At 66.3% G+C, this 25,057-nt stretch carries 23 protein-coding genes; 5 read left to right on the top strand and 18 right to left on the bottom strand.

From position 1 onward, the window contains the following. The first annotated feature begins 71 nt into the window (after nt 1-71). Nucleotides 72-1,040: a LysR family transcriptional regulator gene (locus Q0263_RS03305; protein ID WP_298013287.1), complete on the top strand. Its 969-nt coding sequence runs from the start codon at nt 72-74 to the stop codon at nt 1,038-1,040. Further along, entirely contained in the window at nt 1,022-1,657 is a 636-nt protein-coding gene (locus Q0263_RS03300) for a carbonic anhydrase (RefSeq protein WP_298013285.1), read from the top strand. Before Q0263_RS03305 ends, Q0263_RS03300 begins: the two co-directional genes overlap by 19 nt. A 52-nt stretch (nt 1,658-1,709) precedes the next feature. Here the strand turns inward: Q0263_RS03300 and Q0263_RS03295 are convergent, their stop codons facing one another. Both Q0263_RS03295 and Q0263_RS03290 read right to left on the bottom strand, forming a co-directional pair. After that, entirely contained in the window at nt 1,710-2,291 is a 582-nt protein-coding gene (locus Q0263_RS03295; RefSeq protein ID WP_298013283.1) for an NUDIX hydrolase, read from the bottom strand. Nucleotides 2,292-2,301: 10 nt separating this feature from the next. Next, nucleotides 2,302-4,566, bottom strand: a complete 2,265-nt coding sequence (locus Q0263_RS03290; RefSeq protein WP_298013281.1) for an EAL domain-containing protein — start codon at nt 4,564-4,566, stop codon at nt 2,302-2,304. 188 nt (nt 4,567-4,754) lie between these two features. Here Q0263_RS03290 and Q0263_RS03285 point away from each other — a divergent pair, with 188 nt between their 5' ends. Next, on the top strand, nt 4,755-5,243 hold the full coding sequence (locus Q0263_RS03285; RefSeq protein WP_298013280.1) for a GAF domain-containing protein: 489 nt from the start codon (nt 4,755-4,757) through the stop codon (nt 5,241-5,243). Nucleotides 5,244-5,259: 16 nt separating this feature from the next. Here the strand turns inward: Q0263_RS03285 and Q0263_RS03280 are convergent, their stop codons facing one another. The 7 genes from Q0263_RS03280 to Q0263_RS03250 form a co-directional block, all read right to left on the bottom strand. Further along, nucleotides 5,260-6,345, bottom strand: a complete 1,086-nt coding sequence (locus Q0263_RS03280) for a tartrate dehydrogenase (protein ID WP_298013278.1) — start codon at nt 6,343-6,345, stop codon at nt 5,260-5,262. Nucleotides 6,346-6,380: 35 nt separating this feature from the next. Further along, nucleotides 6,381-7,385 carry an asparaginase gene (locus Q0263_RS03275; RefSeq protein ID WP_298013276.1) on the bottom strand — a complete coding sequence of 335 codons (1,005 nt, stop codon included), beginning with the start codon at nt 7,383-7,385 and terminating at the stop codon, nt 6,381-6,383. Beyond that, complete coding sequence (locus Q0263_RS03270; RefSeq protein ID WP_298013274.1) at nt 7,385-8,152, bottom strand: hypothetical protein; 768 nt, start codon at nt 8,150-8,152, stop codon at nt 7,385-7,387. The genes Q0263_RS03275 and Q0263_RS03270 overlap by 1 nt, the downstream gene beginning before the upstream one ends. A 58-nt stretch (nt 8,153-8,210) precedes the next feature. Further along, nucleotides 8,211-9,485 carry a TRAP transporter large permease gene (locus Q0263_RS03265; RefSeq protein WP_298013272.1) on the bottom strand — a complete coding sequence of 425 codons (1,275 nt, stop codon included), beginning with the start codon at nt 9,483-9,485 and terminating at the stop codon, nt 8,211-8,213. Nucleotides 9,486-9,532: 47 nt separating this feature from the next. After that, a complete protein-coding gene (locus Q0263_RS03260; protein ID WP_298013270.1) occupies nt 9,533-10,045 on the bottom strand; it encodes a TRAP transporter small permease in 513 nt (170 codons plus the stop codon). 25 nt (nt 10,046-10,070) lie between these two features. Continuing rightward, nucleotides 10,071-11,066: a TRAP transporter substrate-binding protein gene (locus tag Q0263_RS03255; protein ID WP_298013268.1), complete on the bottom strand. Its 996-nt coding sequence runs from the start codon at nt 11,064-11,066 to the stop codon at nt 10,071-10,073. A gap of 66 nt (nt 11,067-11,132) precedes the next feature. Further along, nucleotides 11,133-12,530: an amidase gene (locus Q0263_RS03250; protein ID WP_298013266.1), complete on the bottom strand. Its 1,398-nt coding sequence runs from the start codon at nt 12,528-12,530 to the stop codon at nt 11,133-11,135. A 164-nt stretch (nt 12,531-12,694) separates the two neighbouring features. Here Q0263_RS03250 and Q0263_RS03245 point away from each other — a divergent pair, with 164 nt between their 5' ends. Further along, nucleotides 12,695-13,618 (top strand): LysR family transcriptional regulator, encoded by a 924-nt coding sequence (locus tag Q0263_RS03245; RefSeq protein WP_298013265.1) that lies wholly within the window; start codon nt 12,695-12,697, stop codon nt 13,616-13,618. Between the two features lie 100 nt (nt 13,619-13,718). Beyond that, entirely contained in the window at nt 13,719-15,686 is a 1,968-nt protein-coding gene (locus tag Q0263_RS03240) for an EAL domain-containing protein (RefSeq protein WP_298013262.1), read from the top strand. Between the two features lie 3 nt (nt 15,687-15,689). Here the strand turns inward: Q0263_RS03240 and Q0263_RS03235 are convergent, their stop codons facing one another. The 9 genes from Q0263_RS03235 to Q0263_RS03195 form a co-directional block, all read right to left on the bottom strand. Next, on the bottom strand, nt 15,690-16,493 hold the full coding sequence (locus Q0263_RS03235; RefSeq protein ID WP_298013260.1) for a carbohydrate ABC transporter permease: 804 nt from the start codon (nt 16,491-16,493) through the stop codon (nt 15,690-15,692). Further along, nucleotides 16,490-17,371: a sugar ABC transporter permease gene (locus tag Q0263_RS03230; RefSeq protein WP_298013258.1), complete on the bottom strand. Its 882-nt coding sequence runs from the start codon at nt 17,369-17,371 to the stop codon at nt 16,490-16,492. Before Q0263_RS03230 ends, Q0263_RS03235 begins: the two co-directional genes overlap by 4 nt. A gap of 10 nt (nt 17,372-17,381) precedes the next feature. After that, on the bottom strand, nt 17,382-18,677 hold the full coding sequence (locus tag Q0263_RS03225; RefSeq protein WP_298013256.1) for an ABC transporter substrate-binding protein: 1,296 nt from the start codon (nt 18,675-18,677) through the stop codon (nt 17,382-17,384). Nucleotides 18,678-18,692: 15 nt separating this feature from the next. Beyond that, nucleotides 18,693-19,745, bottom strand: coding sequence for an ABC transporter ATP-binding protein (locus Q0263_RS03220; RefSeq protein ID WP_298013255.1), 1,053 nt, complete (start codon nt 19,743-19,745; stop codon nt 18,693-18,695). 17 nt (nt 19,746-19,762) lie between these two features. Further along, nucleotides 19,763-20,551: a phosphodiesterase gene (locus Q0263_RS03215; protein WP_298013253.1), complete on the bottom strand. Its 789-nt coding sequence runs from the start codon at nt 20,549-20,551 to the stop codon at nt 19,763-19,765. Further along, nucleotides 20,545-21,399, bottom strand: coding sequence for an HAD-IIB family hydrolase (locus Q0263_RS03210; RefSeq protein ID WP_298013251.1), 855 nt, complete (start codon nt 21,397-21,399; stop codon nt 20,545-20,547). The genes Q0263_RS03215 and Q0263_RS03210 overlap by 7 nt, the downstream gene beginning before the upstream one ends. A gap of 92 nt (nt 21,400-21,491) precedes the next feature. Beyond that, nucleotides 21,492-22,325, bottom strand: a complete 834-nt coding sequence (phnX, locus tag Q0263_RS03205) for a phosphonoacetaldehyde hydrolase (protein ID WP_298013249.1) — start codon at nt 22,323-22,325, stop codon at nt 21,492-21,494. Continuing rightward, nucleotides 22,312-23,457: a 2-aminoethylphosphonate--pyruvate transaminase gene (locus Q0263_RS03200; protein ID WP_298013247.1), complete on the bottom strand. Its 1,146-nt coding sequence runs from the start codon at nt 23,455-23,457 to the stop codon at nt 22,312-22,314. Before Q0263_RS03200 ends, phnX begins: the two co-directional genes overlap by 14 nt. Before the next feature lie 118 nt (nt 23,458-23,575). Then, nucleotides 23,576-25,021, bottom strand: coding sequence for an NAD-dependent succinate-semialdehyde dehydrogenase (locus Q0263_RS03195; RefSeq protein ID WP_298013245.1), 1,446 nt, complete (start codon nt 25,019-25,021; stop codon nt 23,576-23,578). Nucleotides 25,022-25,057: the final 36 nt, after the last annotated feature.

Genomic DNA, 25,057 nt, shown 5'->3' with positions numbered 1-25,057 from the left:
CGTATTCTTGGATTTTTTATCTATTCTGTAAATTACATTTATAATATTGGAACGTTCTATAAAACAGAACTATGGACATCAACCAGCTGAACTTCAAGCATTTGTTCTACTTCTGGCGCGTGGCGAAACAGGGTTCCCTCACCCACGCGGCGGAGCAGATCCATACTTCGCAGTCCGCCCTCTCCACGCAGATCAGACAGCTGGAGAACCGACTGGGAACGCCCCTGTTCGACCGCCAGGGACGCCACCTGGAACTCACCGCGACGGGCCAGCAGGTCTTCACCTATGCGGAAAACATCTTCGGGCTGGGCGAACAGATGCTGGGGTGGCTCGACGGCCGCGACGCCGGCGTCACCCGCGTGCGCGTGGGCAGCGTGTCGACCATGTCGCGCAACTTCCAGGTCAACTGGCTGCGCCCTCTGTTCCAGGACCCGACCATTCTGCTGTCCGTGGATTCCGGCCCCCTGCAGACGCTGATCGAACGCCTGCTGCGCCATCAGCTGGACGTGGTGCTGGCCAACGAGCCCGTCTCGTCCGATCCGACACGGCCGGTCTCGTCGCGTTTTCTCGGCAGCCAGGTCATCTCGCTGGTGGGCCGGTCCGACCGCTGGGCCGGCGCCACGCTGCAAGTCCCGGAAGATCTCGAAGACGTCGAAATGGCCATGCCCAGCACGCGCCACAACGTGCGCCTGCAGTTCGACGCCCTGTGCTTTTCCGCCGGCGTGCAGCCCAGGCTGCGCGCCGAGATCGACGACATGACCATGCTGCGCCTGATCGCGCGCGACAGCGGCTGGATCACGGTGCTGCCGGAAGTCGTCGTGCAGGACGAGCTGCACTCGGGCGAACTGGTGCACGTCGGCCAGTCCTCGCAGCTGACCGAACATTTCTACGCCATCACGGTCCAGCACGGCCATCTGGCGGGGCCCCTCAACCGGCTGCTGTCGCGCGCGGCGACCGGGGACATCCTGGGCGCAGCGCCACCCGAATCATCCGAATCCCTTCAACCGACAAGGACATCATCGTGTTCCCTCAACGACTGACGGAAGGCTACGCCTCATTCCTGCACGGGCGCCTCGCCACCGAACGCGCGCGATACCTGAACCTGGCCGAACACGGCCAGCACCCGGACATCATGCTGATCAGCTGCGGCGATTCCCGCGTCGCGCCCGAAACCATCTTCGACGCCGGCCCCGGCGAGATGTTCGTCGTGCGCAACATCGCCGGCATCGTTCCGCCGTGCGATGAAGATCCCGAGACCGCCTTCCACGGCACCAGCGCCTGCGTGGAATTCGCCGTCAATGCCCTGGAAGTCGCCCACATCGTCGTCATGGGGCACGCCAGCTGCGGCGGCGTCGCCGCCTACGCCAACAAGGCCGAACCGCTGTCCAAGCGCGACTTCATCGGCAAATGGATGTCGCAGATCAAGCCCGTGGCCGACAAGGTCGGCCCGCAGACGGGCGACCGCGCCGAATGGATCCGCAACATGGAATGGGGCGTGGTCGAATACAGCATGAACAACCTGCTGACCTTCCCCGCCGTGCGCGAGCGCGTCCAGGCCGGCAAGCTGACCATCCACGGCGCCTATTTCGGCGTGGCCACCGGGGTGCTGTTCATCCGCGATCCAGACACCGGCGTGTTCGAGCCCTATCGGGAATAGGCGGCCGCGCGGCCCGGAAAGCGGCGCTGTCCGGTCTTCGCCCGGACCCCGCCTAAGCGGGCCGCCAGTCCAGAACCCAGGCGCCGCTGCGCACGTTCTGCAGCCATAGCGCGCAGCTCAGGGTCTTGGCGTCGGTGACGCGGCCCTGCCGGCAGGCGGCGGCGAAATCTTCGTCCGACAGGGCGCAGACGTCCAGGAACTCATCCGCATCCAGATGGCGCTCGCCCGCCCGCAGGTCTCGCGCGAAGAAAATGTGGATGATTTCCGTGGAGTACGCAATGGCCAGGTGCAGAGCGCCCGCATGCGCCCACTGCCCGGCGGTGTAGCCGGTTTCCTCCAGCAGCTCCCGCTGCGCGCAACGCAGGGGGTCTTCGCCCGGCTCCAGCTTGCCCGCGGGAAATTCCGTCATGACCCGCCCCACGGGGTAGCGGAACTGTCGCTCCAGCAGCACGCGCGCGTCATCCAGCAGCGGAATGACGACGACCGCCCCCGGATGAATGATGTATTCGCGGGTGGACGTGCTGCCGTCGGGCATGCGCACGGTATCGCGGCGGCCCTTCAGAAAGCTGCCTTCGCACAGGGTTTCGCTGGCGATGCGGGTTTCCAGCAAATGGCGGTCCGAGTCATCCGGCACGGTGTCTCCTTCAAGTGGCAATGGCGTCTCGCAGCCAGGCGGCGGCGCGTTCTTCCGGCATGGGGCGGCCAATCCCGTATCCCTGACCCACGTCGCAGCCCAGGTCGCGCAGCATGTCCTGGACGGCGCGGGTCTCGATGCCTTCGGCGATCACCTGCAGGCCCAGGGTGTGGCTCATTTCGATGATGGACCGCACGATGGCCCGCAGGTCCGAGTCGCCCGCCATGCCGGCGACGAAAGACTGGTCGATCTTCAGCGCATCGACCGGCAGGCGGTTCAGGTAGGCGAACGAGGAATACCCCGTCCCGAAATCGTCGATGGACAGACGCACGCCCAGGGCATGCAGGGCGTACAGCGTGCGCAGGGACCGGGCGGGATCGGCCATGATGACGCTTTCGGTGACTTCCAGTTCCAGCAGCGCCGGGTCCAGGCTGTGTTGCGCCAGGGCGTCTTCGACCTGCTGCGGAAAATATTCGTCCAGCAGGTTGCGGGCCGAAATATTGACTGCCATGATGACCCCTGGGCGAACGGCCTGCAGCCGCACGCACGCCGCCACGGCCTGGTCGACGACCCAGCGGGTGAACGGGTGGATCAGGTCGCTGACCTCGATGATGGGAATGAACTGGGCGGGGGACACCAGGCCGCGGTCCGGATGCTGCCAGCGCGCCAGCGCCTCGAACCCGACCGGCGTGCCGGGCGCCAGCGCATCGTTGCCCAGCGCGATCTTCGGCTGCAGATGCAGCAGGAACTGCCCCTGCGCCAGGGCGGCGCGCAGATCCGCCCGCAGCAGCTGGCGGTCCTGCACCTGGGCCCGGTCCCGGACGTCGAAGACGGCGCTGCCCAGGCCTTCGCGCTTGGCTCGGCGCATGGCCGTATCGGCGCAGCGGATCAGCTCGTCGGGCGCATGGGCATGTTCCGGATAGACCGCCAGGCCGAAGCTGCAATTGATGCGCACCTGCAGCGCATTGACGGTGAAGGGTTCGCGGGTGGCCGCCAGCAGATCGCGCACCAGGGCGTCGGCCTGGGCCGGATCGTCCGTATCCAGCAGGAAGGCGAATTCGTCGCTGCCCAGCCGCGCCAGCGAACAGGCGCCGCCCAGGCAATCCCGGAACCGGAGCGCGACCGCCTGCAGCAGACGATCGCCCACGTCGTGCCCCAGGGCCCCGTTGACCTCCTTGAATCCATCGATGTTGGAGATGACCAGCGTCCAGGGCTTGTCCAGCCCCTGTTGGGTGCGCATCTGCAGGCGATGCAGGATGGCGCCCCGGTTGAGCAAGCGGGTCAGGGAATCGTGCGAGGCCTGGTGGGCCAGGGCGCGCTGCATCAGGTTCCCCGCCGCCAGCAAGGCGACGCACAGCAGCAGGCCCATGATCAGCAGGCCGGTCCACAGCGCCCGCCTGGCTTCGGCATACAGGGCCGCTTCGGGGATTTCGTAGCGCACGGACAGGCCCTGGGGATCTCCTCTGGGCCCGGCCGGCACGGAATAGACGATCCACCGCACCTGGTCCGCATCGGTGTAGGCGTTGCGCAGCAGGCCGGTCTGCTGATCGGGATACGGGTCCAGGCGCTCGCCCAGGTGGCTGGAATTCCCCGGCACGCGCTGCAGGATGTAGCCCTGGCGGTCGAGGATCCACAGGCGGGCCTGCGGCAGCAGTTCCGGGATGGCCGCCCCGGCCCGCAGATACCCCAGGTTCATGCCCGCGTAGGCGACCCCGGCGGTGATCCCGGAATCCCCCGGCACGCGCACGGCCAGCACCACCGTGGGAACCCCGGACATCCGGCCGATGATGAAGCCGCCCAGGATGACGTCCGGCTCTTCCATGGCCGCGTGGAAATAGGATCGGTCGCCCAGGAAGGAGCCTTTCCGGTCGGGGTCCGGCAGGCCCGAACAGACCTGCCGGCCGTCCGCGCCGATCACTCCCAGGTTCAGGTAGCGCGGCAGATGCGCCAGCAGCGATGTGAAGTATCCCCGGCATTCATGCCAGCGGGCGTCGCGCAGCACCGGCGAATTCGACAAGGACAGCAGCACGTCGCGCGCATCGTTCAGCAGGGTGCGGTCGTAGGCGGCCGTCACCTGCACCAGGTTTTCGGCCGAGCGTTCGCTGCTGAGCATCAGGCCCTGGTACTGATGCCAGATGTAATAGCCCAGGCCCCCGATGATGGGAATGGCGGTCGCCAGGACCGCCATGAACAGGCGCAGACGCAGATTGCCCAGCACGCCTGGGCGGGAGTCGGCACGGCTTGCGGAGAAAAGACGCCTCAACGCACCAGACAACGCTGTTTCCTTGTGCAAGTCCGGCCCGGCGACAGGCCAAGCCTACAGACAGGCCAATATACACGGAAACCCACGCAGCCTGAAGGTCTTCGGGGGTCGCGCCCCGATGCGCGGCGCGCCGCCGGGCGCCGCGCGGCGGACACGCGGTCTAAAATGACGCGGTCAACGATCGCGCCTGGAAGGCATTCATGTTCCATCTATCCCCCGAGACCTTCGCCAGCAAGGCCGCCCACTATGCCAGCCTGGCGGACCAGGCGCGGCACCTGATCGCCGGCGAATCCGACCTGATCGCCAACGCGGCCAATTTCAGCGCCCTGGTGTTCCACAGCCTGCCGCAACTGAACTGGGCGGGCTTTTACCTGTTCGACGGCACGGAACTGGTCGTCGGCCCCTTCCAGGGCAAACCGGCCTGCATCCGCATCCCCATCGGATCGGGCGTGTGCGGCGCCGCGGCCCTGGCCCGGCGGACGCAGGTCGTGCGGGACGTGAATCAGTTCGACGGCCACATCCCCTGCGACTCGGCATCGCAATCCGAAATCGTCGTGCCGCTGGTGCGCGCAGACGGATCGCTGCTGGGCGTCTGGGACGTGGACAGCCCCGTGACCGGCCGCTTCGATGAAGACGACCGCGCGGGGATGGAAGCGCTGTGCCAGGTGTTCATGGATCACCTCGGCTGACGCTCCCCCGGTCCCGCTACAGGGCGCCGATGCGCTGCGCGATGGCGGCGCCCATGTCGGTGGTGCTGGCGGAACCGCCCAGATCGCGGGTGCGCGGCCCCTGATCCAGGACATGCTCGATGGCCGCCATCAGTTCGGCCGCGGCCGCCTGGCAGGCGGGGTCCTGCTGCCCCAGGAAGTCCAGCATCATGACGGCGGACCAGATCATGCCCACCGGATTGGCGACGTTGCGCCCGTAGATGTCGGGGGCCGAGCCATGCACGGGCTCGAACAGCGACGGGAATCGGCGTTCCGGATTGAGGTTGGCCGAGGGAGCGATACCGATGGTGCCCGTGCAGGCGGGACCCAGGTCGGACAGGATGTCGCCGAACAGATTGGACGCCACCACCACATCGAATCGTTCGGGCTGCAGGACGAAACGCGCGCACAGGATGTCGATGTGGTGCTTGTCCCAGGCCACGTCGGGATATTGCGCCGCCATGGCTTCCAGGCGCTCGTCCCAATACGGCATGCTGAGGGCGATGCCGTTGGATTTCGTCGCCGAGGTCAAGGCGCGGCGCGGCCGGCGCTGGGCGAGATCGAAAGCGTACTTCAGCACCCGGTCGATGCCATGGCGGGAAAACACGGATTCCTGGATGACGATCTCCCGATCGGTCCCCTCGTACATCCGCCCGCCCAGGTTCGTATATTCGCCTTCGGTGTTTTCACGCACGACCAGGAAATCGATGTCTCCCGGCTGCCGTCCCGCCAGCGGGGCCCGCACGCCCGGCATCTGGCGCACGGGCCGCAGATTGATGTACTGATCAAAGCCCCGGCGGAATTTCAGCAGCGACCCCCACAAAGACACGTGGTCCGGCACCACATCGGGCCAGCCCACCGCCCCGAACAGGATGGCGTCGAAGCCCCTCAGGCGCTCGAACCAGTCCGGCGGCAACATGTCGCCATGGCGCTGCCAGTATTCCGCGCAGGCCCAGTCCAGGTGCTCGTACTGCAGCGACAGGCCATGCCGGTCCTGCAAGACGTCCAGCGCCCGCAGGGCTTCGGGCATGACTTCCTTGCCGATTCCGTCTCCCGGAATCACGGCGATCTTGAATGTGTGCATAGTGGGACAGCTCAATCGAATGTGGAAAAGAAGGGTCAGGCGGAACGGTCCGCCCCCCAGGAAAACACGCGGCGCAGGGCATCCGGGCCGCAATCGTCCCCCAGGCAAGCCAGGGCGAGCATCAGGCGCAGGCGCGCCTTGCGGCCCGACAGCCCGCTGACTCCCAGCGCGCCGGCCGCCTGCAGATCGTGCAGGGATCCGGCATATTCATAACAAGGCTGGACAGGTCCGGTCAGCGTGGAACTGCACACCAGCACCTTGCAGCCCGCGGCGGCGGCCCGGCGGACTTCGGGCACCCAGTCCGGCGGCACCTGGCCCCGGCCGGTGCCTTCCAGGACGATGCCGGGCGCGCCGGCATCCACCAGGGCCTTGAGCGCCAGCGGCCCGGCTCCGAGGTTCGCGCCCAGCAGCTCCACGGCCGGCAATTTCCCCGGCGGCGGCTGCAACAGGGGCTGGCGCCGGGGCTGCTGATAGATCAGCACGGCGTCATCATCGATGAACCCCAGGCAGCCGAAGCCGGGCGAATCGAAGCCGTTCAACTGGAAGCTGCTGGTCTTGCGCACGAAGGCGGCGGCATGCACCGTTTCATTGAACACCACCAGCACGCCCAGGCCGCGGCAGTCCGGGGACGCCGCCACCCGCAAGGCATGGCGCAGGTTCAGATACGCATCCGTGCCGGGCGCATGCGGCACGCGCTGCGAACCCGTCACGGCCACCACCACATCGCGCGTCCGCAGGCTGCTTTCCAGAAAATAGGCCGTGTCTTCCAGCGTGTCGGTGCCATGCGTCACCACGATGCCGTCCACCTCGCCGCCGTCGATCAGCGACTGGCATTGCGCGCGCAGGCCCTGCAGATCGTCCAGCGTCAGGGCGTTGCTGGGTTTCTGGAACAGGGACAGCACTTCGACCCGGATGTCGGCAGCCTCGGGCACGCCGCCCAGCAAGGCCTGCCCCGACAAGGCTCCGGCGATGTTGCGGCCCTCCGGGCCGGGCAGGCTGGCGATGGTCCCGCCCGTGGACACCACGGCCACGCGCCTCATCAGGCGCTCACCGGCAGAACGCGCTCGGCCAGGACACGGCGGCAGTCCATTTCAAACTCCATGTCGACGACGGGCGGACGCACGAAGTGCCAGGTCAGCCCCAGGCGCATCGCGCCCCGGCGCACGAATTCGTCCGCCAGGAAGGGATGGGGGTCATGGATCATGTAGAGCTGCGTGCCGGTGCAGTCCGGCCAACCATAGCCCAGCACCGCCATGCGGCGCTGCATTTCGTCCAGCACCCAGCGGGCCTTCTTGCGCATGCCTTCGGGCGAAATGTCCTGATAGGCGATCAGATGATCCTTGTAGTTGGCATGGCCTTCCGGCACTTCGCTGCTGCCGGCCACCACGAAGGCGCGCTCGTCCTCGGAGGACGGCACGGTATAGCTGAAGGCATGAAAGGAAGGCTGCGCGGGCGGATCGATTTCCGGGCAGACATTGCTGCGCGGCACGGGATTGACCGTGTCGCTCGCGATGCCCCAGGCCTGCAAGGTGCCGACATATTCGGCATTGAACCTGGCGAAGCCTTCTTCGCTGAACTGCCCCGGCGAGCGCAATTCGCAACCGCACAGGGCCGCCAGCGGCCGGCCCTCGGATTCCAGGACCTGCCGGATGCGGGCAAAGCCATCCAGCAACGGCACCGGCCGGGAAAACACGACGCGCCGGATCGTGTAGCCCGGCTCGGCGGCCGCCCCTCCGGAATACTGCATGACGCCGCTGGGCACATAGCGATAATTGCCCGCGGCGAAGACGACGGCTTGATCCTTCATGACGATTTCTCCATTCAAGAACAGAACGCCGGAGGATCCCATCCCCCGGCGCCACGCATCAATACAACAGACTGGGGATGGCCGTGCTGAACCACGGGACGTAGGTGATCGCGATCAGCGCCAGGAACATCAGCAGAATGGTCGGCAGCGCCGCCTTGAACACCTCGAAGAGGCTCATCTTGGCGATCCCCATGGCGACGAACAAGTTCAGGCCCACGGGCGGGGTCAGCATGCCGATCGACAGGTTCACCAGGGTGATGATGCCGAAATGGATGGCATCGACCCCGACCTGGGCGGCGATCGGCTGCATCAGCGGCGCCAGCACGATGATGGCCGACGCGCTGTCCAGGAAGGCTCCGGCCACCAGCATGATGGCATTGAACAGCATCAGGATGACGATGGGGGAATTCGTGCCCGACAGGACTTCGGTCGCCAGTTTCGTGGGCGCCCCGGTGCTGGCCAGGATCCAGGAAAACGCCGAAGCGCCCGCCGTGATCAGCAGCAGGGTGCCCGAGAGCACGCCGGTATTGCGCAGGATCGTCAGCGACTGGGAAATAGAAATGGTGCGATAGATGACGGCCCCGACGAACCAGCCGTACAGGCACGCGGCGGCGGCCGATTCCGTCGGCGTGAACAGGCCGGTGTAGATGCCGCCCAGCAGGACCACGGGCAGCCCCAGGCCCCACAGGGACCGGCGCAGCGCGTCCCAGATTTCCCCCAGCGTCGGGAAGGGTTCGCGCGGATAGCGCTTCGCCATGGCGTACCAGCAGCAGTACACGATCAGCAGGGTGGCGATCAGGACCGCGGGCAGGATGCCGGCCGCGAACAGCTTGCCCACCGAAGAGCCGGTCACCGACCCGTAGATGATCAGGGCGATGCTGGGCGGCACGATCGGCCCCAGGGTGCCGGCGGTCGTGATCAGGCCGATGGAAAAGTATTTGTTGTAGCCCGCAGCGACCAGCGCGGGGTACATAATGCTGCCGATGGCGATCACGGTGGCCGGGCTGGAGCCGGAAATCGAACCGAAGAACAGGCAGGACAGCACGGTGGCCGCCGCCATCCCGCCCGGCATCCAGCCGATCAGGGCGCGCGCCAGACCGATCAGTCGATCCGACAGGCCGCCGATGCGCATCAGCTCGGCCGCCAGGATGAAGAACGGAATCGACATCAGGGAGAAATTGTTCATCCCCGAAAACATGCGCATGGGCACGACCAGCGGGTCGATCGTGCCGAAGCCCTTCAGGGCCAGGGACACGGCGAATGCCAAAGACGCGAAAATCGGCAGCCCGAACAGCAACAGGACAAAAAAGATGGGAACGAGAGCAGCAATCATGGGGATTCTCTATCGAATGGGATCCGGGATCGAAGATCGGCGCGCCGTCAGGCGGTCGCGCTGATATCCATGGCCAGCGGCTGATACTCCTTGCCGCTGAGCATGCACCATAGAATCCACAGATACCGCAAGCCCATGAAGGCGGCCGACACCGGGATCACCATGTAGACGTACCCGACCGGAATGCGCATCGCGGGCGAGAGCTGGTTCATGGCCAAGGTGTTGATGGCCAGCCGCGCGCCGTAATACACCAGCACGCCGGCGAACATCAGGCCCAGCACGTTCGCGAGATAGTGCAGCACCCGGGCCAGCCGGGGCCCGACCATCAACGGCAGGACCTCGACGCAGATGTGCGCGGCATACCGCACCCCCATGCTGCAGGTCAGGAAGCTCATCATGATCAGCGCATACAGCACCGTTTCCTCGGACCAGTACAGCGAATTGTTGAATACATAGCGCGCAATGACCTGGATGACGGCGACGAAGGTCGCCACCAGCATGAAGACGATCATGGCGAATGATTCGATCTTGTCCAGGCACCGATTGATTCCTGCAAGCATGGGGACTCTCCTGTGATGGACCGGATCAGCTCACCGTGGCGGCCTTGATCGCGCGCTGCAGCAGCTCAGGCGTGATGTTGGCTTCGAACTGCTTGTAGATCGGCTCGGAACGCTCGATGAACTTCTGGCGGTCCGCGTCGGTCAGTTCGGTGATCTTGATCTGGCCCTTGATCTTCTCGATGATGCGGGCCTCGTCCTTAGCCGTCAGTTCGCGCCCGTAATCGCGCGCCACGTCGAAGGCGTCGGACACGACTTTCTTCAGATCGTCGGGCAGCGATTCCCAGGCCCCCTTGTTCATCACGGCCGCATAGGTGTGATAGGCATGGCCGGTCAGGGTCATGTATTTCTGGACTTCGTAGAACTTCATCGAGTCGATGTTGGCCAGCGGGTTTTCCTGCCCTTCGACCACGCCCTGCTGCAGGCCGTTGTAGACCTCGGTATAGGCCATGGCCGTCGGGTTCGCGCCCCAGGTCCGGTACGTGGACAGGATGGTCGGCGCCTGCAGCGTCCGCATCTTGATGTTCTTCAGGTCGTCCGGCTGGTGGATCTCACGGACGTTGTTGGTGATGTTCCGGAACCCAGCCCCCCAATAGTTCACGCCATGCAGATTGCTTTTTTCCAGGGTCGCCAGCAGTTCGCGGCCCACGTCGCCGTCCAGCAGCTGCTTCATCGATTGTTCGCCCTTCATCAGGTAGGGCAGGTCGAACAGGAACATCTTCGGCTCGAAGTTGGCCAGGTTGCCGGTCGGCGGAATGGCGATCTGGACCAGCCCCATCTGGGTCTGTTCGATGATCTCGACGTCGCCGCCCAGCTGGGCGGCCGGCCGGATGTTGATCTCGATGCGGCCCTGCGAGTTCTTCTCGACCTCTTCCTTGAACTTGACGGCAGCCTGGGCATTGGGCGTCTGTTCGGTCAGGACGTGGGCGAACGTGAAGGTGTAATCCGCCGCCTGAGCGAACGAGGCGCTCAGCAGGGCGCCGGCGATACCGAGGGATAGTTTTCCGATAGGGGAAATATTCATGGTCTCTCTCCTTTGGTGCCCCGCCCGGCCCCGCCACCCATGGCGCGGCCTGCACGGGGCGCATGGTCACAGCAAAAAGTCAGGGCATCCCAGGACATCGACAGGCTTGCCCAGACACGATTCGATGCTCAGCGCCGCTGCCAGCAGACGCTCTTCGGCATGCGGCGGCGCCATCAGCTGCAGCCCCACCGGCAGGCCCAGCGCGTCCAGCCCCACCGGCAGCGTCACCGCGCACAGGCCCAGCAGATTGGCGATGCTGGTATTGCGCAACACCATCATGTTGGCGCGGCGATAGGCGTCCTCGGCCTGCAGATCCGCCAGGCGCGGAGGCGCGATCGCCACCGTCGGCGTCACCAGCACGTCGGCCGCCTCGAAAGCGCCCAGGGCCTGCCGGGCGGCCTGCCGCAAGGCATGGACGCGCAGCAGATAATCGACGGAGGACAGCGACTCGGCGCCTTCGACCCGCAGCCGCACCACCGGGTCCAGGCGATCCATGCGCCCGGGCAGCTCCGCCTTCAGGAATGCGCAGAATTCGGGAGCGGCCAGGCCGCCCTGCTGGAAGATGGCATAGGCCTCGTGACAGCCCGGCAGCGCCGCGTCGCCGACACGCGCGCCGGATTCGGCCAGACGCAGCAGGGCCCGGTCGAAGACTTCCACGATCGATGCGTCCGCCCCTCCCAGGAAGAACCGGTCCACCCGCCCCAGGCGCAGGCCCGCCATCGAATCCATCGCGCGGATGGACGGCTGCGCCGCACCCCGGCCCGCTTCGATCGCCTGAAACGCGAACGCGAGATCTTCGACCGAACGGGCCAGGATGCCCGGCGTATCCAGGCTGGGAGACAGCGGCACGATCCCGTCGGCGGGCCAGCGCCCGTGGGTCAGTTTCAGCCCCGCCTGCCCCGTCACCGAGGCCGGGATCCGCACGGAACCCGCCGTATCGGTCCCCAAGGCCAGCAAGGCCGAGCCCTGGGCCAGCGAGACGCCCGCGCCGGAGCTCGATCCTCCCGGGATGCGGTGTTCCCGGACGCCCCAGGGATTGCAGGGCGTGCCCCAATGCGCATTCGCCCCGATGCCGCCGAACGCGAATTCTACGGTGTGCGTCTTCCCCATGACCGGGGCCAGCTGGCGTTCCAGAATGTCGACCAGCGGCCCGGGCCGTTCCCAGGACGGCCCCAGGGATTCGACCGAGCCGGCGAACGTGGGCAGGCCGCGCACGGCAAACAGGTCCTTGACCGACACGGGCATGCCCATCAGCGGCCCCAGATCCACGCCGCGATCCAGCAATCGGTCGGCCAGGCCGGCCGTCGTCCGGGCCGCATCGCCGTTCCAGGTCTTGTAGGCGTTCAGCGCCGGCTCGTGCCGCCGGTAGTTTTCCTGGCAGGCGCTCGCCAGCGCCGCCGCCGAATATTCCCGCGACCGCAAGCCAGCGTGCAGTTGCCCAAGAGAAAGCCGTCTCAGATCCATGTATCCCCCCGATCGGATGAACCGCCTGTGCCGGCGTTTCTGTGTCGCAGGGCGCGCGCATGTCGGCGCGGTTCCAGGCGACAGTTCATGTCGAATAGGGAGAAGTCTATTCAGAAGGATTCCGGCCTACAATTCCCATTCCGTGAAAACTGTTTTTACTATTCATGAAAGAAAACCTGACGATCGACAGCCTGAAGGTCTTTTGCGAAGCGGCCCAATACGAAAACTTCTCGCAGGCGGCCAGGATGATCGGAATCTCGCCCGCCTACGTGACCAAGCACATCAAGCTGCTGGAATCGGAACTGGACACGCTGCTGTTTCACCGCACCACGCGCCAGGTCACGCTGACCGAGCAGGGCGAGCAGGCTTACGACATGGCGCTGCAGATCCTCCGGAATGTCGAACAGCTGCACGACCGCATCGCGCAGTTCAAGGGGGATCCGAAGGGCCCGTTGCGCATCTCGACCAGCATGGGGTTCGGGCGCCAGGTGGTCGCCCCGGCGCTGGCCGGCTTCTCCCTGCGCTACCCCGCCATCCAGGTCAAGCTGGACGTCCTGGATCAACTGGTCAACATGGCCAAAGAGCAATACGACCTGGACATCCGCATCGGCGACCTGATCGACCCCAACTACATCGCCCGCCCGCTGGCGGCCAACCACCGCATCCTGTGCGCCGCTCCCGCCTACCTCGAACGGCACGGAGCCCCCCGCAAGCTGCAGGACCTGCCGGGGCACAACTGCCTGATCGTGCGCGAACGCGACCACCCGGTGGGGATCTGGGCGCTGTCGCGCCGGGACGTGACGACCAACGTGAAGGTCAACGGATCGCTGATCACCAACAATGGCGAGATCGCGCTGGCCTGGGCGCTGGAAGGGCACGGCATCATCCTGCGTTCCGTCTGGGACGCCCACAAGCACATCCAGGCGGGCGCGCTGGTCCATCTGCTGCCCGGCTACCGGCAGGACGCCGGCATCTGGGCCGTGTACCCCCAGCGGCTGGGCAATTCCGCCAAGATCAAGGCCTGCATCGAATACCTGCAGGCCTATTTCGCCCAGCGGGCGCCTGGACGGAAAGGCCGGGATTCCTAGGCCCGCAGGGCGATTCTCCGTTTCCGGCGGCCCATTTCTCCGTCTCCGGCGGCCCATTTCGGGTATGCTGGACACGGTATTTCAAATCGTTACCCCCCCAATGCCGCCACCCCCTCTTCCGCGCCTGGCCGATGCCCTCGATCTCCCATCGGGACAGCATGGATTCCGGCTGGCGATCATCGCGGGACTGTGCCTGCTGGCGCTGTGCGACATCGCCCTGATCGCCGCGCTGGCGGCGGCCTCGCGGGCCGGCGGCGATACGGCATCGGCCGTCTGGCCGGGCGCCGCGGCGCTGCTGCTGATCAACATCGGGGCGCTGGCGGCGATCCGCTGCCTGTGGCGCCTGCGGCGGCTGGCCGAGGCCGAGCGAAGGGCGCGGGCGCGCGTGCAGTCCATGTTCGACGGCCTGAACGGCAACACCGTGATCGGCATCTACATGGTCAACGCGGCCGTGCAGTTCACCTATGCGAATGCGCAGCTGGCGCGCATGCTGGGATACGACCAGCAGACATTGGCCGATCATTTCCCCCTGGACCGCATCTTCCCGCCCCTGACCTACCAGGACATCCGCCGTCGGGCCGGCCAGCGTCTGTCCGGCGAAGTGGCCCGCGCCCGCTATGAATGTCCCGCCGTGCGCAGCGACGGCACCCCCATCGACGTGGAAGTCTACGGGTCGCGGATCCTGCTGGACGGACGCCCCATCATCATCGGCATGATGCTGGACATCAGCGAACGCAAGCGGGCCGAGGCCGTCGTCTGGCACCAGGCGCACTTCGATTCCCTGACCCAGTTGCCCAACCGCGAGTCCTTCCAGGAACGGCTGCGAGACAGCATCGATCTGTCCACGGACCTGGGCCAGCCGTTCGCCCTGGTCTTTCTGGACCTGGACCAGTTCAAGGACGTCAATGATTCGCACGGACACCACGTCGGCGACGAACTGCTGCTGCAAGTCGCCCGGCGCCTGCAGGCCTGCATACGGGACACCGATCAGCTCGCCCGCCTGGGCGGCGATGAGTTCACCCTGCTCCTGGCCGCGCCGGCCACGCAGGACAGGATAGACACCGTCTGCCGGCAAGTCCTGCAGTCCATCGCGCAGCCGTTCACCCTGCACGAACACAGCGTGCAGATTTCCATCAGCGCCGGCATCACGATCTTCCCGCAGGACGGCGCGGACGGCGCCACCCTGCTCAAGCATGCGGATCTGGCCCTGTACGCGGCCAAGAACCAGGGGCGCAACCGCTTCCACCGTTACTCCGACACGCTGCGGCGGACGGCCCAGGCGCGGCGCGAACTGCTGCAGGACCTGCACGCCGCCGTGCGGGAACAGCAGTTCGAGCTGCTCTACCAGCCGGTGGTGGACATGCGCAGCGGCCGCACCATCAAGGCCGAGGCCCTGATCCGCTGGCGGCATCCGCAGCGCGGCATGATCGCTCCGGCGGACTTCATCGGCCTGGCCGAGGAGTCGGGCCTGATCACCCGGATCGGCGAATGGGTCTTCGAAACCGCCAGCCGGCAGCTGGCGCAATGGCGCCGCGGCATGCTTCCGTCCTTCATGGTGGGGATCAACGTATCGCCGGTCCAGTTCGAACGCGACGGCCTGGACCCGGCCGCCTGGATCCGGACCCTGCGCGCGCTGGATCTGCCGGGCAGCGCCCTGATCGTCGAAATCACGGAACAGGTCCTGATGGGCGTCGAAGAACAGGTCGGCTCGCGCCTGCTGCAGTTCCGCGACGCCGGCATCCGGGTGGCCCTGGACGACTTCGGCACCGGCTATTCTTCCCTGGCCTATCTGCAGCGCTTCCACGTGGATTACCTGAAGATCGACCGCTGCTTCGTCGCCAACCTGGGGCCCGAATCCAGCGACCAGATCCTGTGCCAGGCCATCATCGCGATGTCGCACCAGCTGGGCCTAAAAGTCATCGCCGAAGGGATCGAAACCCCCGAACAGCACCAGATCCTGCGGGACATCGGCTGCGACTACGGCCAGGGCTACTGGCATGCGCGGCCGATGACGGCCGCGCAGCTCACCGAGCGCCTGGCCGCGGAGGCGCAGGCGGCTTCGCCCTGAGGGCTAGCGTATCCCCGCCCGCATGAAGGATTGCACGAACTGGCGCTGGAACAGCAGGAACGCCACCAGCAGAGGCGCGGCGCTCAGCAGCGTCGCCGCCGTGATGATCGACCAGTCGATCCCCTGATCGGACGCGGCAAAGACCTGCAGGCCCACCGTGATCGGCCGGGTGGTGACCGACTTGGTGATGATCAAGGGCCACAGGAAATTGTTCCAGTGATAGCTGACGGACACCAGCCCGTAGGCCACATAGATGGGCCTGGCCAGCGGCACGTAAATGCGCATCAGGATGGTCCACGGCCCCGCGCCTTCGACCCGGGCGACCTCTTCCAGTTCCCGGGGCACCGTCTTGAAGGTCTGGCGCAGCAGGAAAATGCCGAATGCCGAGGCGAAGTACGGCAGTCCGACGGCGAAGATCGTGTCGTTGACACCGAGCCAGCTCATCTCGCGGTAGTTTTCCACGATGAGTACGTCGGGCATGATCATGAGCTGCAGCAGCACCAGCATGAACATGAAATCCTTGCCCCGGAATTCGAAGCGCGCGAACGCGTAGGCCGCCAGCGTGCACAGGACGAACTGCGCCGCCAGCACCATCGTGACCAGCATGAAGGTGTTCAGGAAATAATGGGCGAAAGGCGCCGCATTCCAGGCCGCCACGAAATTATCCAGGGTCAGCGGCGCCGTCAGATCGAAGCGGGTGGCGTAGGCGGACGGATGGAAGGCCGCCCACACGGTGTAGGCCAGGGGCAGAAACCACAGCAGGCCCAGCAGCCAGGCGCCCAGAGTATCGAGCCAGGTCGTTTTCATTGGTAATGCGTCTTGCGGTCAAGCCAATTGAAATTCACCAGGGCGGTGATGCCCAGGATCACCAGCAGGACGACCGTCAGCGTCGCCGCATAGGCCGAATCCCAGAACCGGAATCCCGCCTGATAGATGTAGAACAGCAGCAGCATGCTGGCGTTGTCCGGCCCGCCGCCGGTCATGACCACGATCTGGTCGACGACGCGAAAGGCATTGATCAGCGCATTGATCAGGACGAACAGCGTCGTGGGCATCAGCAGCGGCAGCAGGATGCGCCAGAAATACTGCCAGCGCGACGCGCCTTCCAGCAGGGCCGCCTCGCGCACGGACGGCGACATCTGCTGCAGGGCCGCCAGATAGAAGATCATGAAGAAGCCGGCCTCCTTCCAGACGGTGACCGCCATGATGGCCGGCAGCACGGTATCGCGGTTGCCCAGCCAGTTCACCGCGGGAAAGCCCAGGAACTGGCCGATCTGATCCAGCAGGCCGTATTGCGGCGTGTAGAAGAACAGCCAGATGTTGGCCACGGCCACCATGGGCAGCACGGTGGGGGTGAAGTACGCCATGCGCAGGAACCCGCGCCCATGCAGCTTGCCGTTGACCCACAAGGCCATGATCAGGGCGAGCAGGATGGACAGCGGGATGGTGCCCAGGGCGAAATACAGGTTGTTCCAAAGCGCTTCCCAGAACACCGGGTCGTCGATCATCGCCGCATAGTTGTCCATCCCCACGAAGCGGGCCGGCCGGGCGCCGCGCGGCGTGGAAAAAAAACTGTGCCACAAGGTGGACAAGGCCGGATAGTGCGTGAAGGCGATGAGCAGGACCATGGCCGGCAGCAACAGCAGCCAGCCATAGACGGCATTCATGGAAGCGCGTGTTTTCATGCCGCGGACATCAGCGATAGGAACGCAGGATGCGATCGGCGCCGGACTGGGCGTCGGCCATGGCCTGCGCCGGCGTCTTGCTGTTGGTCAGCACCGCCTGCAGATTGTCGTTGAGCAGCTTGGTGACCCGCTGATTGTCATGCGTGGAGAATTCCGCCACGCTGACCGCCAGCTGGTCGCGCGCCACCGCCGCTTGCGGCACGCTGCTCAGGTAGGACTTCATGGCGTCCGTTTCCCAGGCCGGCTTGGTCACGGCGACGTACCCGGTATCGATGCTCCACTGGGCCGCGTTTTCCGGGTTGGTCATCCATTTCGCGAATTCGAAGGCGGCCTGCTGCTGTTCCGGCGTGGCGTCCTTGAAGATGTAGAAGTTGCCGCCGCCCGTCGGGCTGCCGCCGCGCTTGGCCTTGGGCATCGGCGCCACGCCGAAATCGAACTTGGCGTTCTTGCGCACGTTGGTCAGGTTGCCGGTCGTGGTCCACATCATGGCGGTCTTGCCGACCAGGAAGTCCTGCGGGGTTGTGCCCCAGTCGGTGGTGCCGGTGGGCATGACCTTGTCCTTGTAGGCCAGGTCGTGCCAGAACTGCAGCGACTCGATGACGGCGGGCTTGTTCAGGTAGACCTCGTTGCCCGCGGCATTCATCAGGATCGCGTCATTGGGCGTGGTCAGGGCCTGGAACAGCCAGTAGGCGAAGGCGCCGCCCGACGGGATTTCCAGCCCCCACTGGGTCACCTGCCCGTCGGCGCCGGTCTTCGTCAGCTTCTTGGCATCGGCCACCAGTTGTTCCCAGGTGGCCGGCGGCTGATCGGGGTTCAGGCCGGCTTCCTTGAACTTCTGCTTGTTGTAGTACATGACGATGGTGGACCGCTGGAACGGGATCCCCCAGGTCTTGCCGTCCGTGCGGCTGTTCTGCATGAAGGCATCGTAGAAGCTGCCCAGCCACTGCTTGTCCGCGTCGGTCTTGATGAAGCCGTCGATGGGGATGATCGCATCCTGATCGATCAGAGTGAACATGTCGGTCGACAGCAGGACCGCCACCTGCGGGGGATTGCCGCCTTTCTGGGCCGTCAGCGCCTTGGCCACGGAATCCTGGTAGGAACCGGCATAGATCGACTTGATCTTGATGTCGGGATGGCTCTTTTCGAACTTGTCGACGGCATCGTCGACGATCTTGGTGATGGGGCCGCCGACCGCGACCGGATAATAGAATTCCAGTTCGACGGGCTTGGCTTGCGACCAGGCGGGCAGCGTGGCCAGCACGCCGGCCACGCCCAGGGTCAGGGCTTTCAGAACGAAGCGTTGCATCAGGAAGACCTCCAGTTAAGAACCGGCCGGAATGGCCAGCCCGGCATGATCAAACAGATGTTCAGCCGCACGCGGCCACCGCAGACGGACCGGTTCGCCCGACTGCGCTTTCAGGTGGCCCGCCACCCGCAGGGTGATGCCGGGATTGCGGCCCACCTCGCACACGACGATGGTGTCGGCGCCGAAATATTCCACGCCCTGGATGCGGGCGGACACGCCTCCGTGGTCCGTCAATTCGATATGTTCCGGCCGCACGCCCAGCTTGGCCGCCGCCGGGCCCGGCGGCTGATCCAGCGGCCGCTCGCACCCGTCGATGCGGGCCCCGCCCTCGGCCAGCGTCATCAGATTCATCGGGGGCGTCCCGATGAATCGCGCCGCGAATTCCGTGCGCGGGCGGGCATACAGCTGGTCGGGCACATCGTGCTGTTCCACCTGGCCGCCATTCAACAGCACGACCTGGTCCGCCATGCTCATGGCCTCGGTCTGGTCATGAGTCACGTAGATCATGGTGATGCCCAGCTTCTGCTGCAGGCCCCGGATTTCACGGCGCATCTCGTGGCGCAACTGGGCGTCCAGATTGGACAGCGGCTCGTCCATCAGGCAGACGGGCGCCTCGGAAATCACAGCGCGGCCCAGGGCGACCCGCTGCTGCTGGCCGCCGGACAACTGGGCGGGCTTGCGATCCAGCAGCTGCTCGAGCCCCAGCAGTTCCGCCACGGCGCTCAGGCGACGGGCGAAATCGCGCGCGGGTTCCTTGCGGACCTTCAGGCCGAACAGGATGTTTTCCCGGACGGACAGGTGGGGAAACAGGGCATAGGACTGGAACACCATCGAGATGCGGCGCTTGGCGGGCGGCAGGTCGGTCACGTCCCGGCCGCCGATCAGGATGCGTCCGGACGTCGGCGTGTCCAGCCCAGCGATCATGCGTAGCGTGGTCGATTTGCCGCACCCGGACGGCCCCAGCAGCACCGTGAAGGTGCCAGCGGGAACCTCGAAACTGACCTGATTGACCGCCGCGGGCGCGGTTCCATATTGCTTGGTGACGTTTTCCAGAGTGACGGCGGACATGGCGTGGCGACTTGTCGTTATGCGTAGTAGGCGGAGGCGTAATCGCCCACGACGGCGTGGTGCGTGACGGTATTGCCGGGACGGACCTGGTGCAGCTGGTATCCGGGGGGCTCGAACCGCGCCGCGAGGCGGGCGGATTCCGACAGGTTCAGGCGGATCTGCTGCGCCGTGCCCGGGCACGTGCAGGCGATCACGCCGCCCACCTGACAGACGATGGTGCGGTGCAGATGGCCGCAGAGGATTCTTTCGATGCGAGGGTGCCGCGACACGATACGGATGAAATCATCCCGGCCTTCCAGCAGGCCGATGTCGTCCATGGGCCGGATGCCGGTCTGAAAGGGCGGGTGATGCATGAAGATCACCACCGGCTTGTCGGGCTGTTCCGCCAGGCGATCGGACAGCCACCGCAGGCGATGCGCGGCCAGCGCCCCGTGCGGCTTGCCGAACACTGTCGTGTCCAGCGCGATCAGGCGCACCGGCCAGGCCTCGTCGGCATACAGGATGGACTGAGGATCCAGCCCCCAGGCCGACAATTCCGGGAAGGCGTCCCGCAAATGGCCGGGATGGTCGTGATTGCCGGGAATCAAGCGGTACGGCAGGGCCAGCCGATCCAGATGCTCACGCAGCATGGCGTATTCCGCCGGCGAGCCGTGCTCGGCCAGGTCGCCGGTGATCAGGACGACGTCCGGGCGCGGATCCAGGCGATTCAAGTCCAGAATGGCGCGCTGCAGATGGTCGGCGGCCGATATGCCGTCCAGCCCGGGGGTTTCCTGCAAGTGCAGGTCGGTGATCTGCGCGATCAGCATGACGAGGCCTCGGACATGGAGCGCGCGACATTCCGGCCGGGCAGCGAGTGCGCGCCCGCCCGGGCGGCCAGCAGGCAATCGGCCATCTCGACAAAGCCGTCGCCATAGGCCGCCTGGCATACCCAGCGCGGCTTGTGCGCCATGGCGGCCAGATGGGGGCGGATATTGGCGACGCCGAACGACAATTCGGTCTGGCCGAACAGGGTCTCGTCATTGGGGGCGTCGCCGATGAACAGCACCCGTGTGGCGCGATCTGCCGCGTCGATGCCGAAATCCTGTTCCAGCACCTGGCGGGCCATGCTGGCCTTGTCGTGATCGCCGAACCAGGCGTTCACATGGATGGAACTGGCGCGCGCATGAGCCCCGGCGGCCTGGAACACATCGATCAGCGCCCGCACCTGGTCCGCCGGCAGCGGCGCGATGTCTTGCGCGTGATCCACGGCCACATCGGCCAGCCGGTAATGCTGGTCGTTGGCCAGGCGGGCCGCCGGAACCCGCCGCAAAGCCTGCTGGGCGATGTCCAACAGGCGGCGCTGATCCGCGCGCATCTCGTCCAGGGGCCGCGCGTAGCGCTGTTCGAGCGCGCCGTCGGGTCGGATGCGAAACCGGAACGCGCCGCTTTCGCCGATGACGGCCGCCACGGGCCAGGCCCGCACCAGGTGATCGCACCAGCCTGCGCAGCCCCCGGTGACGGGCACCACGCGCACACCGTCCAGGGACAGGCGCCAGAGCGCATCCAGCGTGCGGGCCGAGAGCCGGCCGCGTTGGGTCAGCGTATCGTCCACATCGGTCAGAACGAGATCGACCTCCGCCAACAAGGGGAGATCCTCGGCAGAAAATGGCGTCATGCCCACTCCAGGGAACTTACTGGACCTGATGATATTGGAATGTGTCAGCCTGACCGCTGAAAGTCAAGACGCACAGTCCGTGGGCAAGCGTCTCAGGGCCGCTCTCCCCGCGCCAGGCGGGTGTCGATGTCCCGGATCACGGCGGGCAGATCGGCGATGGTGCGCACCACGTAGTGCGCCCCCGCCCGCGACAGGATGGCTTGCGCCGGCTCGCAGGCCGCCGCCTGGGCCTGCGGCGACAGCGAGGACCAGGCGTCCCAGTCCAGGCCGACCTCGTTGCCCGAGGCCGACAGGCCCACGGTCCACATGCCGGCGGCCAGCCCTTCGGCGATCCCCGGCACGGTATCGTCGACCTTCACGCAGGACGCCACGCTGCGGCTGCCCAGTTCGATCATATTGGCCAGCGCCATCCAGGGGCCGGGACGCCCGCCAGCCTTCAGGTCGTCGGCGGCCACCACGCAATCCGGGCGATAGCCCCGCTGCGCCGCCAAGGGCGCCAGCGCATCCATCACCACCCGGGGATAGCCCGAGCAGGAGCCGATCCGGATCCCCCGTTCGCGCAATACCGCCACGGTGTCCAGCGCCCCGGGGATCAACTCGGAATAGCGGCCCACGCGCTCGACCTGCAGAGGCATGAAGGTCGCATACAGGGCATCGACGTCGTCGGTGCCCATCGGCCGGCCATGGCGGTCCTGCCACCGGGCGGCAATGGCCGGGTTCCGGCCCAGGGCCTGTATGTGGTCCCGCTTGGCCACGCCCATCGGGCCGCGCGCCTCGGCCAGGGAAATGGGCACGCCCTGTTCGGTGAACACGTCCACCATCACCTGGGTCGGCGCAAAGGACCCGAAGTCGACCACCGTGCCGGCCCAGTCGAAGATGACCGTGTCGACGCGCGCCCGCGACGGCGCTTCATCATGCTGCTTCATGAAAACTCCTTGCCGCATGCGCGGCCTCCAGTTCGGACAACCAGCCCAGTTCCAGCAGCGCGGCCCGGATGGCCGCGACGGCCTGGCGGATCTCGGCCTGGCCGATGGCGCCGATGCAGCCGACGCGGAAAGTCTCCACCCGGGTCAGCTTGCCGGGATACAAGAGAAACCCCCGCGCCCGCACGGCCTCGTAGAAGCGTTTGAAATCATAGTCCGGATGCTCTGGAGCATGCCAGGTGACGATCACCGGCGCCTGGACATCGGCTGCCAGGAACCGCCGCAGCCCCAGGTCTTCCAGGCTCGAGCACAGAACGGCGCAATTGGCGGCATAGCGGGCCAGGCGGGCCGGCTGCCCGCCCTCGTCCCGGTACTGATCCAGCGCGCTGGCAAACGCCGCCACCACATGGGTGGGCGGCGTGAAGCGCCATTGTCCGGTCCGCCGCAGATGCCGATGCTGGTCCGCCAGATCCAGGGCCAGGGAATGGCTGTTGCCTTCCGCCGCGATCAGGGCCTCGTGGCGCACGATGACGAACCCCATGCCGGGCACGCCTTCCAGGCATTTGTTGCTGGACGCGATCAAGGCATCGTAGGGCACCTCGCGGGCATCCAGCGGCAGTGCGCCGAAGGCGCTCATGGCATCGACGATCAGGCGCCGGCCGGCCTGCGCCACCACTCGGGCGATGGCGGCCACCGGGTTCAGGATGCCCGTGCTGGTTTCGCACTGGATGATCCCGACGTGGGTGATGGCCGGATCGCCGGCCAGCCGCGCGGCGACCTCCGCCAGATCATGGCGGGCATCATCGGCCACCTCGTAGACCGACACCCGGCGGCCGATGGCGCCGGCGATGCGCGCCATCCGCTTGCCGTAGGCGCCGTTGACCAGCGCCAGCAGCTTGCCGCCGCGCGGCACCAGGGTGCCCACGGCCGCTTCGACGGCGAAGGTTCCCGAGCCCTGCAGCGGCACGCAGACGTGGCTGGCCTGCGCCCCGGCGATCGCCACCAGCTGGCGGCAGACCTTGGCGGTCAGGGCATTGAAAGCGCCATCCCGGGAGCCCCAGTCGCTCAGCATGGCGGTCTTGGTGGCCAGGCTGGTGCTCAGCGGCCCCGGGGTCAGCAGAATCGGTTCACGCATCAGAAATTCTTCTCTCTCGTTGGGCTCGGGTCGAGCGAGAAAAATTCTAGGGATCGAATGTGACAGGGGTGTGAAAGACACTTCACACCCCTGCGGTCAAAGGCCGGGAACGGGTTCGCTACACCCCGACGGCCGACACCGCCTTGGTGTTCAGGTAGGCTTCCAGCGCTTCGGGTCCGCCTTCCGACCCGTAGCCGGAATCCTTGACTCCGCCGAACGGCAGTTCGGCCGACGGCGTGGCGGGCTGGTTGATCCACAGCATGCCGGTTTCCACGCGGCTGACCAGTTGCTGCACATTGCGCAGCGAACGGGTGAAGGCGTAGGCCGACAGCCCGTAGGACAGGCGGTTGGCCTCGGTGATGGCTTCTTCCAGGCGGTCGAAGGTGCGGATGCCCGCCACCGGACCGAAAGGCTCGTTATTGAACAGATCGGCGTCCGTGGTCAGACCCGCGATGATGGTCGGCGCGAAGAAGTTGCCCGTGTCGCCGACGCGGCTGCCGCCGGTCAGGACCTCCGCGCCGCGCTGACGGGCGTCCTCGACCACCTGGGCGATGGCCGAGACGCGGCGGGCGTTGGCCAGGGGCCCCAGGGTGGTGCCTTCGGCCAGGCCGTCGCCCAGGGTCAGGGATTCGGCGTGGCGCACGAAGGCCTGCGTGAATTCCTTGGCCAGGCTGCTGTGCACCAGGAACCGCGTGGGCGAAATGCAGACCTGGCCGGCATTGCGGAATTTGCTGGCGCCGGAGATCTTGACCGCCAGTTCCACGTCGGCGTCTTCGGCGATGATGACCGGCGCGTGGCCGCCCAGTTCCATCGACACCCGCTTCATGTGGGCGCCCGCCAGGGCGGCCAGCTGCTTGCCGACCGGGGTGGACCCGGTGAACGTGACCTTGCGGATGACGGGGTGCGGGATCAGGTAGCCCGAGATTTCCGCCGGATTGCCGTAGACCAGGCCGACCACGCCCGGCGGCAGGCCGGCATCAACGAAGGTCCTGAGCAATGCGGCCGGCGAAGCCGGCGTTTCTTCAGGCGCCTTGCACAGGAAGGAGCAGCCCGTCGCCAATGCCGCGCCCAGTTTGCGCACGACCTGATTGATGGGGAAATTCCAGGGCGTGAACGCCGCCACCGGCCCGACGGGTTCCTTCACGACCAGCTGCAGGGCCTGCAGATTGCGCGACGGCACGATGCGGCCGTACACCCGCAGCCCTTCGTCGGCGAACCATTCCAGCAGCGTGGCGCCGGCCAGGGTCTCGCCCCGGGCCTCGGCCAGCGGCTTGCCCTGTTCCTGCGTCAGCAGGCGGGCGATGTCTTCCGCGCGTTCGCGCAGCAGCGCAGCAGCGCGACGCATGACGGCGGCGCGTTCGTGCGCCGGCGTGTCCCGCCACACCTCGAAACCGCGCTGAGCAGCCGCCAGGGCGCGGTCCAGGTCGGGGATGCCGGCGTGGGCCACCTTGCCGATGACCTGCCCGGTCGCCGGATTGAGCACGTCCAGCGTGCGGCCGTCGGCCGCATCCACCCATTGGTTGTCGATCAGGAGCTGTGTGTCGGGATACGCGTGAGTTGCCATCGTTCAGGACCTTCGGAGATAAAGGGGATGAAATTC

Source organism: uncultured Castellaniella sp. (assembly GCF_937988725.1).
Lineage (GTDB): Bacteria > Pseudomonadota > Gammaproteobacteria > Burkholderiales > Burkholderiaceae_B > Castellaniella.
The sequence above is the reverse complement of the archived record's forward strand: the minus strand, read 5'-3'. Positions and strand labels throughout refer to the sequence as shown.